This is a genomic window from Actinotalea sp. C106 (assembly GCF_023630195.1).
Classification (GTDB): Bacteria; Actinomycetota; Actinomycetes; order Actinomycetales; family Cellulomonadaceae; genus Actinotalea.
Window position 1 is genome coordinate 1 of sequence record NZ_JALPKN010000051.1, and the last position, 14,882, is coordinate 14,882.

Annotated in this window: 15 protein-coding genes and 1 pseudogene; 5 read left to right on the forward strand and 11 right to left on the reverse strand. The window is 71.8% G+C overall.

The features are described 5' to 3' along the window. The 6 genes from L0B03_RS05585 to L0B03_RS05610 form a co-directional block, all read right to left on the reverse strand. Window positions 1-1,348: alpha/beta hydrolase (locus tag L0B03_RS05585; protein WP_250444644.1), on the reverse strand; the 1,348-nt coding region annotated here is incomplete at its 3' end. After that, the gene (locus L0B03_RS05590; protein ID WP_250444645.1) at window positions 1,345-2,367 is read right to left on the reverse strand and encodes a 3-oxoacyl-ACP synthase III; all 1,023 of its coding nucleotides are present in this window, start codon (window positions 2,365-2,367) and stop codon (window positions 1,345-1,347) included. The genes L0B03_RS05590 and L0B03_RS05585, both read right to left, overlap by 4 nt. 189 nt (window positions 2,368-2,556) lie before the next feature. Continuing rightward, complete coding sequence (locus L0B03_RS05595; RefSeq protein ID WP_250444646.1) at window positions 2,557-3,393, reverse strand: hypothetical protein; 837 nt, start codon at window positions 3,391-3,393, stop codon at window positions 2,557-2,559. 1,449 nt (window positions 3,394-4,842) lie between these two features. Next, window positions 4,843-5,352: a hypothetical protein gene (locus L0B03_RS05600; protein WP_250444647.1), complete on the reverse strand. Its 510-nt coding sequence runs from the start codon at window positions 5,350-5,352 to the stop codon at window positions 4,843-4,845. Window positions 5,353-5,371: 19 nt separating this feature from the next. After that, window positions 5,372-6,016, reverse strand: coding sequence for an alpha/beta hydrolase (locus tag L0B03_RS05605; protein ID WP_250444648.1), 645 nt, complete (start codon window positions 6,014-6,016; stop codon window positions 5,372-5,374). Further along, complete coding sequence (locus L0B03_RS05610) at window positions 6,013-6,927, reverse strand: VOC family protein (protein ID WP_250444649.1); 915 nt, start codon at window positions 6,925-6,927, stop codon at window positions 6,013-6,015. Before L0B03_RS05610 ends, L0B03_RS05605 begins: the two co-directional genes overlap by 4 nt. Window positions 6,928-7,052: 125 nt before the next feature. Between L0B03_RS05610 and L0B03_RS05615 the strand changes: the two genes are divergently transcribed. Then, entirely contained in the window at window positions 7,053-7,634 is a 582-nt protein-coding gene (locus tag L0B03_RS05615; RefSeq protein WP_250444650.1) for a MarR family transcriptional regulator, read from the forward strand. Here L0B03_RS05615 and L0B03_RS05620 read toward each other — a convergent pair. Then, a complete protein-coding gene (locus L0B03_RS05620) occupies window positions 7,631-9,319 on the reverse strand; it encodes an ABC-F family ATP-binding cassette domain-containing protein (protein WP_250444651.1) in 1,689 nt (562 codons plus the stop codon). The two genes, L0B03_RS05615 and L0B03_RS05620, sit on opposite strands and share 4 nt — an antisense overlap. A gap of 87 nt (window positions 9,320-9,406) precedes the next feature. Then, window positions 9,407-10,633 (reverse strand): MFS transporter, encoded by a 1,227-nt coding sequence (locus tag L0B03_RS05625; RefSeq protein ID WP_250444652.1) that lies wholly within the window; start codon window positions 10,631-10,633, stop codon window positions 9,407-9,409. A 137-nt stretch (window positions 10,634-10,770) separates the two neighbouring features. Here L0B03_RS05625 and L0B03_RS05630 point away from each other — a divergent pair, with 137 nt between their 5' ends. Continuing rightward, window positions 10,771-11,091, forward strand: coding sequence for a hypothetical protein (locus L0B03_RS05630; protein WP_250444653.1), 321 nt, complete (start codon window positions 10,771-10,773; stop codon window positions 11,089-11,091). A gap of 10 nt (window positions 11,092-11,101) precedes the next feature. Here L0B03_RS05630 and L0B03_RS05635 read toward each other — a convergent pair whose 3' ends face one another. Next, window positions 11,102-11,494 (reverse strand): hypothetical protein, encoded by a 393-nt coding sequence (locus tag L0B03_RS05635; RefSeq protein ID WP_250444654.1) that lies wholly within the window; start codon window positions 11,492-11,494, stop codon window positions 11,102-11,104. 71 nt (window positions 11,495-11,565) lie between these two features. Here L0B03_RS05635 and L0B03_RS05640 point away from each other — a divergent pair, with 71 nt between their 5' ends. The 3 genes and pseudogenes from L0B03_RS05640 to L0B03_RS19695 form a co-directional block, all read left to right on the forward strand. Next, window positions 11,566-11,892, forward strand: a complete 327-nt coding sequence (locus L0B03_RS05640; RefSeq protein ID WP_250444656.1) for a cupin domain-containing protein — start codon at window positions 11,566-11,568, stop codon at window positions 11,890-11,892. 82 nt (window positions 11,893-11,974) lie between these two features. Further along, window positions 11,975-12,448 (forward strand): hypothetical protein, encoded by a 474-nt coding sequence (locus L0B03_RS05645; RefSeq protein WP_250444657.1) that lies wholly within the window; start codon window positions 11,975-11,977, stop codon window positions 12,446-12,448. Window positions 12,449-12,478: 30 nt separating this feature from the next. After that, window positions 12,479-12,697, forward strand: a pseudogene (locus tag L0B03_RS19695) (transposase); the annotation flags it as partial. Between the two features lie 329 nt (window positions 12,698-13,026). Here the strand turns inward: L0B03_RS19695 and L0B03_RS05650 are convergent. Continuing rightward, a complete protein-coding gene (locus L0B03_RS05650; RefSeq protein WP_250444659.1) occupies window positions 13,027-13,470 on the reverse strand; it encodes a hypothetical protein in 444 nt (147 codons plus the stop codon). 256 nt (window positions 13,471-13,726) lie between these two features. Further along, on the reverse strand, window positions 13,727-14,707 hold the full coding sequence (gene bla / locus L0B03_RS05655) for a class A beta-lactamase (RefSeq protein ID WP_250444662.1): 981 nt from the start codon (window positions 14,705-14,707) through the stop codon (window positions 13,727-13,729). Between the last annotated feature and the right edge of the window lie 175 nt (window positions 14,708-14,882).

Here is a 14,882-nt window from a genome sequence, read left to right on the forward strand (position 1 = left end):
GTCCGACTTTCGCGCCGCGGACCGCGCGGGTCAGGCCGCACACGCCCAGCCCGGCGTCGGCCACGACGACCACGGCACCGATGCGCAGGCAGGCGTACAGGACGGCGGTGAGGTCGGCCCCGGGGGGCACGAGCAGGGAGACCCGATCCCCGGGGCGGACGCCGGCAGCGGTCAGCCCCGCGGCGAGCTCGCGGACCCGGCGCGCCAGCAGGGACCACGTGACCACGCGCGGGGAGTCGCCCCCGGGCGGGGCCATCTCGACCAGGGCGGTCTCGGTGCTGTCGCGCTGCTCGTCGAGCTGGTGCCACAGCGGGAGGTATGCGGGCTGGGCAGGGCGTGTGGAGGCGGGGGCGACCTCGGGCCCTGCGCCGTCCGACCCCGCGGTCGGCAGGTCTCCCAGCCAGGTCAGGGCGGCGCCGGCGTAGTCGACGTCCTCCGCGACGAGGTGACTGGCTCCCTCGAAGCGGTGCACGTCGGCGTGGGGCAGCCGGCCGACGAGGTCCTCGAGGTACTGGTCGCCGAACACCGGGTCGCTCGGCCCCCAGAGCATCAGCGCGGGCACCTGCAGCCCGCTCACGCCGGTCGCGATCCGGTCGAGCTCGGCGGTGCTGGGGTGGGCGGCGTCCACGGGGATGTCCGCGACGAAGCCGCCGATGCCCCCGCGCCGTGCGGCCTCGCGGTACGGGGCGCGGTAGCCCTCCTTGGCCGCGGCGGTGAGGCGCGGGCGGGCCAGGGCGAGGGTGGTCTCGAGGAAGGCGGGGGTAGCGACGGTGGCCCGTCCCAGGACGGCGGGCCGCAGGGCCAGGCGCAGCGGGGCGGGGATGCGCAGGTGCTCGGGCTGGTGGACGGCGGTGTTCAGCAGCACCACCCCGGCGAGCTGGTCGGGGTGGTCGACTGCCCAGCCGAGGCTGATGACCCCGCCCCAGTCGTGGCCCACGGTGACCACCGGGCCGGTCACGCCCAGGGCCGTGGTCAGGTCGTCGAGGTCGGCGACGCGCCGGGGCAGGCCACGCAGCTGACCGGTGCGCTCGGAGTACCCCATCTCGAGCTGGTCGACCGCGATCACGCGCCACGCCACGCCGTCGGCCGCGGCCTGGGCGGTCGCGGCGGTGATCAGGCGGCGCCACAGGTAGGACCAGGTGGGGTTGCCGTGCACGCACAGCAGGGTGCCGACGGGCTCGACGCCGAGGCGGGCGAGGTGGTCGGCGTTGTCCAGCAGGTGCCAGGTGCGGCCCGGGCCTCCGGCCGTGACGAGGCGGGAGAAGGTCGGGTCGAGGCCGTCGAGCCCCGCGGGGGGCAGGGAGGCCGGGGCTGTCGAGCCGACTGCGCTCGGCAGGGGGGTGGTCACCAGGCGATCTCCATCATGGCCGTGTTGATGCCCGAGCCCACACCCATGAGGAGCACGCGGTTGCCGGGCTCGAGGGTGGTGGCCTCCTGCGCGAGGGTCATCGGGATCGACGCGGGGCCGACGTTGCCGTACATCGGGTAGGTGAGCGGCACGCGGGTGCGGTCGAGCTTGGCGGCCTTGATGATCGCGTCGGTGTGCACGTCGGAGACCTGGTGAAGGATGTAGCGGTCCATCGCGGACCAGCTCCAGTCCTCCTTGGCCTCCTTCCAGGCGGACATGACGAGCTCGAGCCCGCCCTTGAGCAAGGCCTTGGCGTCGGTGAACATCCCGTTGACGCTGCCCACGCACAGCTCGTTGAACTGAGTGGCGGCGCGCGTGACCCCGCCGAGGATGCGGTGGCCCGCAGGGTGCGCGTCGGCCGGGCCGATCACCGCGGCCACCGCCCCCGAGCCGAGGGTCAGCGTGGGGAACTCGCGCATGAAGTCCTTGCGGGTCACGCCCGGGCCGTTGAGCCGGTCGATCGTCGCGTGCTGGATCTCGTCGGCGTCCTCACCGTTGATCACCACGGCGTAGCGGATCTGCCCGGCGTCGATGAGCTGGGAGGCCAGGGTCATCCCGTTGACGAACCCGAGGCAGGCGTTGGCCAGGTCGAAGTTCACGGCCGACGGCGGCATGCCCAGCCCGTGGTGCAGCCGGACGGCGACCGAGGGCTCGAGGTGCTTGCGGGTCACCGACGTGTTGATGACCATGCCCACGTCGCTGCGGTCGATCCCCGCCTCGGCGAGGGCCTTCTCCCCGGCGGAGACCGCGGCGGCGTCGAAGGTCTGCCCCTCGGCCCAGTTCCGGCGCTCGTGGACCCCGGCGATCCGCTGCAGCAGACCCTCCGGCATCCGCAGCCGCTCGAGGACGGGGGCCAGCCGACGATCGATGTCGGCCGAGGTGGTCACCCGGTCCGCCATCGTGGTCGCCAAGGACAGCAGTGCCGCATTGCGGTGCACCGACGTCGCGTTGCCCTTCACACCACACCCCTCTCGTGAAGCGCTCCGGGCCGCGCCTCGCCCGCTCTGATCGTGCCACCCCCGCGACGGGGGCGCTCCCCGGGCCCAACGGGTGGGAGGGGCGGGGCGTTCCCGGGGGAGGGGGCGGGGCCTTGCCGCCGGGCGCCAGGGCGACCCCCTCACGTGGTGGTGCGCAGTCTGAACCGAGCGTCAGACACCTTCGACGGGATGCCTCCGTGTGGCAGGCGTGACCGTGATCGGCAGCCCCTCGACGTCCGTCGGCTCGTAGTTCCCGGACTGCACGACCAGGTTCTCGAGTCGCGGGAGACCGGCGACCACGTCGACCCCACGCAGCCGCGCGGCGCGCCACAGCTCGATCCAGTCCAGCTCACGGCAGTGGCGCAGGTCTCGCAGGTCAAGCACCGGACGCGCGCGGCGCGGGGCCGGGACATCGACGATGAGCGTGCGCAGGGCGGGCGTCTCCACGAAGGCCTCGAGGCTTCCCAAGTACGCCCCATGCAGCGCGAAGTAGTCCAGGGAGGCAGGGAGCGACCCCGGACCCGCTTGGACGACCTGCCCCCGCCCCGTGAGCTTGACGACCTCAAGGTTGTGACACCCCTCGAGTATCGCCAGGTTCTCGTCAGCAAAACTCCCGAGCACAAGCTCGGACAGACTCGGTAGCTGCGCGAGGCCGCCTTCCAGCGAACTCGCCGCTCGAACCACCAGCGACCGCAACCCGAACATCGAAGCGATGGGAAGCCTCCCCTTGTACGGGGCGAGGGAGTGCAGCACCTCGAGGTTGTCGCCTGCACCCGCCGGCAAACTCCATGACGAACGGCCAAAGACCTCCAGGAAGCGCAAGGGGATCGCTTCTCGCGCAAACTCCAGCCAAGCAGCGACGTGGTCGCTCGCGACCGCAATCCCGGTCACGTCGCGACTCAGAAGCAGGTCCAGATCATCGCCTCTCGGAGGTCGGGACGGCTCGGCGACGACGTACTTGTGCTGTTCAACCTTGTTCTGCTCGACGGTGTGCACCCGCACTCTCATCGGAACACCATATCGCCCAGGGTGGGCCAATTCCGATCAGGAGAAGGCCGCGCCCCACTCCACCGCACCCCCAGGTTGGGGCGCTCCTCCCCAGATTCCGGATCACTGAAGCAGTCGCGCAAGCATCCCTGTGGGCGAAGCGGCGCCGATGCCGTGCATGACACACGCAGGCTCGGAGCCAACCCAGACCTGTAGGTGCACTGCGTCGCGGGCGACCGGGCCTCGGGCACGCTTCCGGAGGGACCACGCCGTGGGCATACTTCCGGAGTGACCACGACGCAAGGCAGCTCCCCGAGCCGGTGGACCATCACGAAGTCCGCTGCAGCACTCCACCGAGAGGTCCTTCAGCCGGCGGGCTATCAGCGTCGCGGAACGGAGTGCTTCAAGAAGGACTTCTTGCACCGTCACACTGTCTTCCTTGCCCAGCGCTTCTTACCTCCGGAGGAGCGAACACTAGAGGTGGGATTCTATGTCCAGTGGGCAGGTTTTGAGAAGTACACCCTTCCCGAATTTCCCTACCTAGGGATCAGCGGCAACCTGTCGGGCCGATACCTGCAACCACCAACCACAGAGAAGGATCTAGACCCGTCGCTTGTCGCCGGCGTCGCCGGTCCCCTTCTGTCCTACCTCGAGGCGCCGAGAACTCGCCTCGATTTCATCGAACACCTCCTGGGGTATCGCAATATTGATCCGCCAGGTATCTGCACTTCAATGAGTCCTGCAGCACATTCATACTGTGCAGCTTGGGGTGCTTTGACCCTCAGGGACCCAAGGCTCTGCACCCGGGCCCTGCGTCAGGCTCTTGCACAGTCGTCGGCACCTCCCGAAGCCCGGGATGCGCACATAATGTCCCTCATCGAGACGTGGCACCGTGAGTTGGTCAACGCGATCGATGCCGTATGGCAGGACATGCACAACGAGCCGAGGCCTGAGTAGACGCAGCACCCTGGCGGGCCCGTCGCCCGAAGAGTTCTTCCCCCCGTGACGGAGGCCTTGCGAGGTCACGGCTTTCGCGTCTCCGGTCGGCACGCAGGTCCCCCGAGACCCACAAGGACTGCCCCCTCAGCTGCTCGACCCCCCGGAAGCTGACTTCGGCCTCCACGGAGATGATGGCGTTCCCGTCCGCGTTGACCTGCGCGACCACCTCGGGGTCGAGTCGCGACACATCCGACGCGTGCAGGCACATTCGGTCTCGATCGCGATAGAGCAGATGCTGCGCCGAGGCCGACACCACCAGCTCCGGCTCGAAGTGCAACCGCTCGAACCAGGACGACACATGCTCAGGCGGGGCGGCTCCCGTGTCTCTTCCGGTACTTCTCTGACGTCTCATCCCTGGCATGCGCAAGGGCTACCACCCCACCCAAGTCCTTGAAGCTGTTGTGTTCCACGACTCGGAGACCGTACGACGGCCTCGGGTAGACGGACGGCTCCGCGATGGCCTTCCTCCGCTCACCGAGAGCCCTGCGGGTCGACCGCTGAGAGTCGCCATCGGGCCTCGTGGCGCACCCGACGAGTCCCGGAGTCAGCAAGCCTCTGCAGAAGCTCTTCGCACTCGCTCTCGACGGCACATGCCCGCTGAAGAAAGATGCTCATGTCCGAGACCGGGACCGACGAGAGGCAATCGCCTGACCTCATCTGGGCGCGCATCTCAAGATCGCCGATGTGTCGCAGAACATCCTCACGATCAGGCCCTTCCGGCAAGAGATTCAAGGCCCGCGGTCGTAGCTCCGGAACCTCGACCACCTCCCACACGACAGCACGAACGAGGGCTTGGACGGGCTCGCCGGCAACAACGGCAAGGACCAGTTCATGGTCGCCGCTCTTGATGGCGTCGTGGTACATCTGCCAGCGCTCGTGCTCATCAGGCACGTCCAGGTCGACGGGGCCACGGCCTGGATCACGTGATGCCAGCCGCTGGATCGACCAACTGCGGGACCCACCAAGCTCCTCAGTCACCATGCCCTCGCAACCTGCTGGTCTAGTGCTGTACCCCATGACGCGCCCCTCCGAAATTCTCCACGAACTCTCGGACGTGGTCGACCTCGGCCGCGTTGATCCCGTGGGCCAGCCCCGGGTACACGTGGGCGGTCAGCGTGGTGTGCTGCGGCAGCCACCTCTCGGTGCGCTCAACCGCGTGCGCGGCGATGACCTGGTCCTCCGCGCCGCGCCCCCAGAAGGCCGCGGGCCGGAGGCGGGCCAGCTCCTCGTCGGCGGGCTGGGGTGCGTCCAGCACGAAGCCGCCGAGCACCACCGGGGCCAGCACCCGGTCGGACCGGGTGCGCAGCAGCTGGGTGGCCATGAGCCCGCCCTGGGAGAAGCCGACAGGGACCACGGGCGTCGCCGGGTCGAGGTTGGCGTCGACCCAGGACCAGATCGCCTCGGTCGCCTCGATGACGAGTCCTGGCTCGGGGCGGCCGGGGGTCGTGATCGGGACCCAGGCCGCGCCCCCACCAGGCAGGCCGATCGGCGCACGCAAGGAGGCCCAGGGCAGGTCGAGGCCGAGCTCCGGGACGAGCGGGGTCAGGTCGTTCTCGTGCGACCCGTACCCGTGCAGCAGGAGCAGGACCGGCCCGGGGCCCTCGAGCCCACCGGGTGACCGGACGTCACGCAGGGCGCCGCTCACCGACCCACCAGCTCCTCGGTGGACAGGTCGGGTAGCGCGACGGTGACCTGCGTTCCCCACGGGTCGACGACGCCCACGCTCCGCCCGTCGGCACTGAAGGGGATCGACCGGGCGCGCAGCCGCTCCGCGAGGACCACGAGCTCCTGGGGGTCTGGGACGGTGACCGCGACGTCCCCGAGCCCGAGGCTCGCGGCACGGGGGCCGGACCCACCGCTGTTCCACGTGTTCATCGCGATGTGGTGGTGGTAGCCCCCTGCTGAGGCGAACAGCGCCCCCGGGTAGTCGGTCTGCGTGGCCTCGAAGCCGAGCGCGTCGACGTAGAAGGCCCGCGCCGTCTCGATGTCGCCGACCTGCAGGTGCACGTGACCCACGCGCCCGGCCGCCGCGGGCCCGGCGTCGAGGGCGTCCTGGCTGAGGTGCCGGTCCAGGTACTGCTGAGGGTCGAGGTAGCGCGTGTCAATCGCGATCTGCCCGCCGCGCCGGACCCACTGGCTGCGGTCGCGGTCGGCGTAGAGCTCGACGCCGTTGCCCTCGGGGTCGGTGAAGTAGAAGGCTTCGCTGACCAGGTGGTCGCTCGAGCCGACGAAGCGGCTGCGCGGGTCCTGCGCGGCCCGGTAGACGGTCGCCGCGAGGCTGGCCGGGTCCTCGAGGAGGAACGCGGTGTGGAAGAGGCCCGGCTGGCGCGGGTCCACTCCCGGCAGGTCAGGGGTGTGGATCAGGCGCACCAGCGGCGTGGTGCCGCGGCCGAGCACCCGGTGCACCTCGCGGTGCCGGGCGTCCTCGGCGAGGGGCTCCAGGGCGAAGGCCCGCGCGTAGTAGTCGGACATGCCCTCCAGGTCGCCGACCCGCAGCGTCACGGCACTCATGGAGGTCTCGGGGTGAAGGACGCGCTCGTCGACGGCGTGGGTCATGCAGGGCTCCTCGATGGATGAGGTGGGGCCAGCCAGAGGAAGCGGGTGGCCATGCGGACCGACTTAGTTGTACACGCAACCATACATCGGTGGTTGTACCTGCAACTACCTCGTAAGGTGGGGGCGTGGCAGAGCTCCGGCACGACGAGCGCGTGGCGGTCGCACGCCTGCACGCCCTGCTCGAGCTCCTGCCCACGGCCCTGGACCGGCAGCTGGCCGCGACCGGTCTGACCTCCTTCGAGTTCACGCTGCTCGAAGCCCTGCACGAGGCCGACATGGGCAGGCTGCGCCTCAGTGCTCTCGCCTCACGCACCAATGCGACCCTCCCGCGGCTCTCGCGCGTGGTGACCGGGCTCGAACGCAAGGGGCTCGTCGCCCGGATGGCCTGCGAGGCGGACGGGCGCGCGACCAACGCCGTCCTGACCGAAGCCGGCAGCCGCGCCTACCGGGACGGCCGCCCGGTGTACGAGGACGCCGTGCGACGGACGGTCCTCGACGGCCTCGACGAGGAGGGGGTCGGGCGTCTGGCCGACCTCGCCTACACCGTGCTCACCAAGCTCGACCCGGACCGTCGCCTCGCCGTCACCAACGAGGGAGCCGACGAGGCGTGCGGGGCCGACCCCGCCGACCCTGCGCCGACGGCGTGCGCTGCCGACCCTGCCCTCGCCGACCCGGCCGCGTGCCCGGCGGACCCGCGGACTGACTAGAGCCACCCCTCCCGGACCACGACCTCCTCGCCGACCCACCGCCGTCGCAGCCACCGGTCGTGGCTCGCGACCACCACCGCGCCGGGTGAGGTCTGCAGGGCGTCCTGGAGCTCGTCGGCCAGGGCAAGGGAGATGTGGTTGGTCGGCTCGTCGAGCAGCAGCAGCCCCGGGCGCCGCGCCACGACCATCGCGAGGACCACGCGCCGTCGTTGCCCGACGCTGAGGGTCCCGACCGGGCGGTCGACGTCGCGGGGCGGGATCAGCCCGAGCTCGACCAGGCGCGGGGCGTCAGGCAGCCCGGCCGTGGCCAGGGCGTAGAGCTCGCGCGGGGTCCGCTCCTCGGCCGCGAGGTGGACGTCCTGCTCGAGCAGCGCGACCTCGACCCCACGACGGCGCTGCACCGTGCCCTGCGCCGGTTCGAGGTCCCCCGCGAGCACCGCCAGGAGGGTCGACTTCCCTGAGCCGTTGGGCCCCGTGACGAGCAGTGGTTGCCCCGCAGCGACCTCGAGCCGCGGCGCCACCAGCCGGCCGGGGACAACGACGTCTCGCAGCCAGACGACCAGCTCGCCGACGGTGTCAGGGCTGGGGGCGCCGTCCGTCGGGGTCCGGAAGGTCAGGCGCGGTGGGGGCTTGCGAACCTGGTCGGCCTCGAGCTCGTCGAGCCGGCGCTGGGCGTTGCGCACCCGACGCGAGAGCTGGTGCTGCACGCGGCCCGCCTTGAAGTCGAACTGCATCTTGTCGCCGTCGGTCGGGCCACGACCAGGGGCCACCCGACGCGCGACGCCGGGGACCGCGCGGCGCAGGTCGGCCAGCTCCTCCTGCTCGGCGGCGTGCCGCCGCTCCCACTGCTCGCGGCGCACCTGCTGCTCACGCCGGTGGTCGCCGTAGCTGCCGCGGGTCAGCACCGGGCCACCAGGTGTGGGGTCCAGGTCCAGGACGCTGGTGCACACCTCGTCGAGGAGCACCCGGTCGTGGCTGGCCAGGAGCACGGCACCGGGCAGGGCGCGGATCTGAGCGGCGAGGAACTCCGCGGCGCCGTCGTCCAGGTGGTTGGTGGGCTCGTCGAGCAGCAGCGCCCCCGGACGGCGGACCAGGAGGGCCGCGAGGGAGACGCGGGTGCGCTCGCCGCCCGAGAGCTCGAGCAGGCGACGGTCCCGCGCGAGGTCCGCGACGCCGAGCCCCTCGAGAAGGAGTTCGAGGCGATGGTCGACGTCCCACGCGTCGGCGAGCTCGGCACGGCGCAGGGCGAGGTCGTAGGCGTGGGTCGCGGCGTCGTCGGCCGTGGGGTCTGCGAGCGCGAGGCCGGCCCGCTCGACCGCGCCGACCAGGGCGCGGACCTGGGTGAGGGCTTCGTCGAGCAGGTTCGCGACGGTGGTCCGGGTGGTGAGCGGGACCTCCTGGCGCAGCCAGCCGAGGTCCGGTGGGCGGTGCACCTCACCGACGTCGGGCTCGAGGTCCCCCGCGAGGACGCGGAGCAGGGTCGACTTGCCCGAGCCGTTCTCACCGACCAGCCCGACGCGGTGGCCGGGGTCGACGGCGACGCTCAGGTCGGTCAGGACGGGACGGTCGGCGAAAGAGACGCTGATGCCCTCGGCCCGGAGGACGGGGCCGGTGGTCGGCGTCGGCGTCGGCTGACCGACGCTGTGCTGGCCGACGGACGTGGGGGACGGGAGGGATCGGGGCATGGGACACCTGCGCACGGGAGTCGGGACGGGACTCGGGGCAGGTCAGATCCACATGGGGTCGACCGTAGGTGGGGCGAGACGGCACGGCTAGGGGTTTTCTCGGGTGTGCCCGTCCTCCCACGCGCGGAACCTGCCGAGCTGCCCGAGGCACAGCACCGCCGCGAGGAGAAACAGCCCTCCGGCCACGGCGAACGGGGCACGCAAGCCCAGCACGCTGGCGAGCACCCCGCCGACGGCGGCCCCGGCGGTGAGCCCGAGCAGACCGACGAGGCGGCTGAGCGCGCCGACCCGCCCCATCATCGCGGCGGGTGTCGCCCGCTGGCGGACCGAGGTCGCCAGGACGTTCCACATCACGGCATGGGCGATGTAGAGGGGGAGGGCCACCGCGACGACCGCGAGGTTCGTCGTCAGGGAGATCACCACGAAGGACGCCGCCCCCAGGGTCAGCGCGGCCACGATCGCCCCGCCGTACCCGAGCAGTCGGCGCAGGCGTGAGGCGACCACGCTGCCCAGCAGGCCACCCAGGGCCGAGAACGACAGCAGCAGCCCATACCCGGTCGCGCTCAACCCCAGCTCCTCGCGAGCCCAGAGCACGAGGTAGGAGAAGGGGATCATGTACGCCACGCTCGCCAGGCCGCCGACGACCACGAGGAGCCGCACGACGTGGTGGTGGGCCGTCCACGTCGCGCCCTCGCGGATCGCCGCGACCACACCCCCGGGCCGGGCCGGACCCTCGTCGAGGGGCACCACGTAGGTGCCCCGCAGCCTCCAGTAGGCGAAGCCGGCAGCCAGGAACGCGCCCGCGGTCACGGCCGACGGCGCGAAGGCAGCCATCGCGAAGAGGAAGCCCCCGAGCGGAGGCCCGACGAACTCGTCGACGACCGTCTGCGTCCCGGCGATCTGCGCGTTCGCCCGATCCAGCCGGTGCGCGGGGACCGCTTGCGGCAGGACGGCGACGGCGGCCCCGTCCGAGACCGACTCGAGCACCCCCATCGCTGCGTAGACGACGTAGAGCGCCACCAGCGGTGCGGCCTCGGCGACCACGAGCACGCTCAGCAGCGCGAACATCGCCGCACGCGAGAAGTTCGCGAGGTGAAGCAGGCGTCGGCGGTCGACCCGGTCGACCAGCACCCCGATGCCCAGGACCGTGAGGACCCGCGGGGCCGAGTAGGCGATCGCCAGGCCGGAGATCGCCAGCGGGTCATCGGTCAGCGTGGCCGCGAGCAGCGGCAGGGCGATGAAGGTGATCCCGTCGGCCAGGTTCGACGACGCGTTGCCGCACCAGAGGCGGCGGTACTCGGCTCCCAGCCCCACGCGTGGCCTCCTGCCCTGGCACCGCGCCCACCGGCGGCAGCGCCTGGCGAGGATAGCCGCCGGCTCAGCCCTGCGTGACCTGCAGGACCCAGGTGCCTTGACCTAGCGTTGCGAGTTCGACGTCAGAGGGGGCAGTCATGGCCATTCTTCTTGCCGGTTGCACCGCCGTGGTGGCGCTCACGATCGACAGCGTGGTGCGCCGACGCAGCTCACCGGGGTCGATGACCCTGATCGTGTTCCACGGTGTGCTCGCAGGGCTCTTCCTGCTGCTGTCGCTCAGGCCGCAGATGCTGGGCGTCACCGCCGAGGAACCATGGACCGCGATGCTCGCGGGAGGTTTCATCGCCATGGGGCTGAACGCCGTCCGAGAACGCCTGTGGGCGCCACGCGCGGACCGGGCAGTCGACCGCGCGACGTCACCCCAGGGGCATGGGGACGTCGGCAGCAGCGACCGCTAGCCGCCAGCCCTCAGCCCTGCGTGACCTGCAGGACCCAGGTGCCCTGCGCCTCGGTCTGCACCGCGAGGCGCACCGTCTCCCCGACCGGGGCCTCGCGGCCGAAGCCGAGCATCCCCTCGCTGCAGTCCTGCTGCTCGACCACCTCGTCGCCGTCGATCGAGAACGCGATGGTCATCTCGGCGTCCAGGCACCGGACCTGCGCGCCCCAGGCGCCCTCCGGGGCGAACTCGATCATCTCCGAACCACGGCCGAGACGTGGTTCGACCAGCGGTTCACCGTGGCCCCCGGTCCGCAGGTCCTCGGCGGCCTCGATCGCCAGGTCCACCGTGGGATCCGGCGCTGCGCACGCGGCGAGGACGACAGCAACGAGGGGAGCGGCCGCGAGGAGTCGTCGTGAGCCCATCGTCGACGGTAGGAGAAGCCCGCCGGACGGGCAACGGACGGCCCCACCCGCCGCACACCTACGCTGTCACCATGCGCCTGGCCCAGCTGGCCCTCATTGACCTCGACGGCGCCCCAGGTGTGGCCATGAGCCTGCTCTCCCCCGGAACCTCGCCCCAGCACGTGCGCGTCGATCTCGCCGTCCTGCAGCCGGGGGCCAGCCTGCCCAAGCACCCCGCGGGCCAAGAGCAGGTCTTCTACGTCGTCTCCGGTGAGGGGCGGGTCGCGGCCGACGACGACGTGGAGCACCGGGTCTCGGCGGGCTGGGCCGTGACGTGGGAGCCCGGCGAGCAGCACACGTCGTGGGCGGACACGGCCATGACGGTCGTGATCATCCAGCGGCGGCGCGGGGCGCAGTGAGCGCCTCGCGGGGACCTGCGCTTCGGGCTGCCAGCATGGCTCCGTGACTGGTGGACATGGGTGGCGCATAGACCCTGGAACTTTGCGCGAAGTGGTCACCGACCGGGCGCTGATCGAGGGGCAGCTGCGCACCGCGACGTCCGCCGATCGGGTCTGGCTGCTGCGCCTGTTGGGGCACCTGGAGCAGTCCGCCTCCGAGGGAGAGGCGCTCCTAGCCGCCAGTGCGGCGGTCCCAAGGCATGAGCGCATTCGCCCGCTGCTGCTGGTCGCCCACACCCGATCGTGGCAGCGAGCCTGGGGACGCGCAGCCGAACTCCACGCCGAAGCCTTAACACTGGCCGTGGACACATCCCGCGAAGCCGTGGTCCGTCAGCACTGGGGCAAGTGCCTGTTCGAGCAAGAGCGCTACGCCGAGGCCGCTGAGCAGTTCCGCACCGCACTACGTCTACGGCAGGCGGCCGGCGAGGCCGCTGACCTCGTGGAATCGTCTGCGATCGCCCTCCGCCGCACCCGTGAGTTGGGGAGCCTGACCCGCTTCTCCGGGCACTCGATCTGAGGCGATGATCGTCTCGGAGGGGAGTCTGAGATGCCTGCAGCCAAGCCGCCGGAGTTTCGGCGTCGAGCAGTGGACCTGGCCCGTTCGGGTCAGCAGCCGGTCGCGAAGATCGCGGCCGAGCTGGGGATCAGTGAGTCGTGCCTGCGCCGGTGGATGGCCCAGGACGACGTCGAGGCCGGCCGCCGGGAGGGGCTGACCAGCGAGGAGCGCAAGGAGCTGGTCGAGCTGCGGCGCCGGACGCGGGCGCTGGAGATGGAGAACGAGATCCTCAAGCGCGCCAGCGCCTACTTCGCCCGGGAGAACGTGCCCCAAAATGACCGCCCGGCTGGTCCAGGAGCTGGCGGCCGACGGGGTGCCCGTCGCGCTGACCTGCCGGGTGCTGGGGATCTCGCGTTCAGGGCTCTATGGCGCGCTGCACCGGGCCCCGAGCGCACGTCAAGTGGCCGACCAGGCCCTGACCGCGACGATCACGGCGATCCATCACGGGTCGCGCGCGACCTTTGGCGCTCCGTCCGCGCTTGCGCCGATGTCCCGGATGCCGCCTTCGGCCGCCGGCGCTGGCCTGCTGGGCTGCCCAGTCACGCCGGGAAGGGCTTGGCCCGCAGGCGTTGGACGTGCCAGGACGCGAGCACCAGGCTCACAACAAGGACGATCAACGTGGTGGGCGTCCCGAGGTCTTGGCCACCTGCCCGTCCCAGCCCGGCGAACCACCACAGTGCCCCGCTGACCGCCGCGGCGGCGCCCGCGGCCGATCCCGCGAGCACTCGGCTGCCGACCCGGCGATAGCCGAGCACGAGCACCCCTGCTGCCGCCGCTGCCGCAAGCAGCCCGATCACGGCCCCGATCACAAGACCGCCGACCAAGGAGAACGGCAGCAGTCCCGGCACCTCGTCCCCGGCGATATGGAGGCCAGCGGCGGCCACGGTTCCCAGCAGGGCTCCGCTGAGGACCCCGCGACCCAACGCTCGGCGCAACACCTCACCCAAGGAGGCAGGTGGTGGTGCCGGCCGCGTCTCGTCCATCGACCGATCATGCCGTGTCCTGAACCTTCCGTGCCCGAGAGAGGAGCTCGGCTCGCCGATCCAGTGCGGCCGCGAGGCATCATGGAGGCCCGGTCAAGTCCATCGGGCGAACGATCGCCCGGTGGAGGAGCGCAGCCTTGGTTCTGACTGCAGCACCCAGCGGCCCACACCGCGCCCGACGCCAGGCGAGGCCCGAGCCTGCGGCTCAGCGCTCCTTTGCATCGCTGCACACCCGTGTCGTCCCCGCCGAGCGGCGCTACTCCTGAGCCGCGCTGAGCGCCTCGAACGCCACCGCGGCCGCTTCGGCGACCAGCGCGTCGTCGTAGCCCGCGCCGGCCGCGTCGCGGGACGAGAGCACCGCGATGACCACGGGAGCGCCGTCGTCGGGCGGGTGCACGACGGCGAGGTCGTTGCGCGTGCCGTACCCGGCGGCCCCGGACTTGCTGCCGACCACCCAGCCCTCGGGAGCCCCGGCGCGGATGAGCTCGTCACCCGTGACGCTGCCTCGCAGCCACTCGACCAGCACGTCGCGCTCGGCGGCAGGCAGGGCGTCGTCGACGGCGTAGGCCCGCAGGCTCTCGGCCAGGGCGCGGGGGGTGCTCGTGTCCCGGGTGTCCCCCGGGGTGGCCTCGTTGAGGTCAGGCTCGGTGCGGACCACCTCGGTGGTGGTGTCACCGAGGGCCGTCAGGCCGTCGTCGAGACCCTGGGGGCCGCCGAGCACCTCGAGGAGGAGGTTCGCGGCCGTGTTGTCACTCTCCTGGACGGCGGCCTCGGCGAGCTCGCCCACGCTCAGGCCCGCGTCGACGTGCAGCTCGGTGACCGGGGACCAGCTGACCAGGTCGCCCTGGCCATAGGTGATGACCTCCTCGAGCCCGTCCACACCGACCTCGGCCAGAACCGCCCCCGCAGTGAGGGCCTTGTGGGTCGAGGCGTAGGCGAAGCGCTCCTCGGGGCGGTGGCTGATCTCCAGTCCCGTGCCCGTGTCGACCGCGTGGAGGCCGAGCCGGGCGTCGTACCGCTCCTCGAGCTCGGCGAAGGCCGCGGCGAGCTGCTCGGACTCCGCGTCGGTGAGCGCGGGGGCGGTGGGACTGGGCTCCTGCGTCGGCTCGGGCCGGGTCGCCGTGGGGGCGGGGTCCACCGGCGCCTCCGCCGGGGTACCCCCGCAGGCGGCAACACCGACGAGGAGGAGCACGACGGCGGCTGGGCGCAGGGCGGTGCGAACGGCGGTGCGGGTCACGGCACGAGGGTAGGACGGCCCGCCGTCGGGCCCCCGAGCCGGGATTCCCGGTGCGCCCCCCGCGCCCCGTCGGCGACAATGGTGCCTCGTGACTCCTGGGCCCCCTGAGCAGCAGCCGTCGTCGGACCGACGTCGGCGGTCCTCGCGCGGGCGCGGCCGGGACGGGAACCGGGGC

Coding starts and splice junctions, on each gene's coding strand:
- L0B03_RS05595 (WP_250444646.1), bottom strand. CDS start 3,393: ATGAGAGTGCGGGTGCACACCGTCGAGCAGAACAAGGTTGAACAGCAC.
- L0B03_RS05600 (WP_250444647.1), bottom strand. CDS start 5,352: ATGGTGACTGAGGAGCTTGGTGGGTCCCGCAGTTGGTCGATCCAGCGG.
- L0B03_RS05610 (WP_250444649.1), bottom strand. CDS start 6,927: ATGACCCACGCCGTCGACGAGCGCGTCCTTCACCCCGAGACCTCCATG.
- L0B03_RS05620 (WP_250444651.1), bottom strand. CDS start 9,319: ATGCCCCGATCCCTCCCGTCCCCCACGTCCGTCGGCCAGCACAGCGTC.
- L0B03_RS05630 (WP_250444653.1), top strand. CDS start 10,771: ATGGCCATTCTTCTTGCCGGTTGCACCGCCGTGGTGGCGCTCACGATC.
- L0B03_RS05635 (WP_250444654.1), bottom strand. CDS start 11,494: ATGGGCTCACGACGACTCCTCGCGGCCGCTCCCCTCGTTGCTGTCGTC.
- L0B03_RS05640 (WP_250444656.1), top strand. CDS start 11,566: ATGCGCCTGGCCCAGCTGGCCCTCATTGACCTCGACGGCGCCCCAGGT.
- L0B03_RS05650 (WP_250444659.1), bottom strand. CDS start 13,470: ATGGACGAGACGCGGCCGGCACCACCACCTGCCTCCTTGGGTGAGGTG.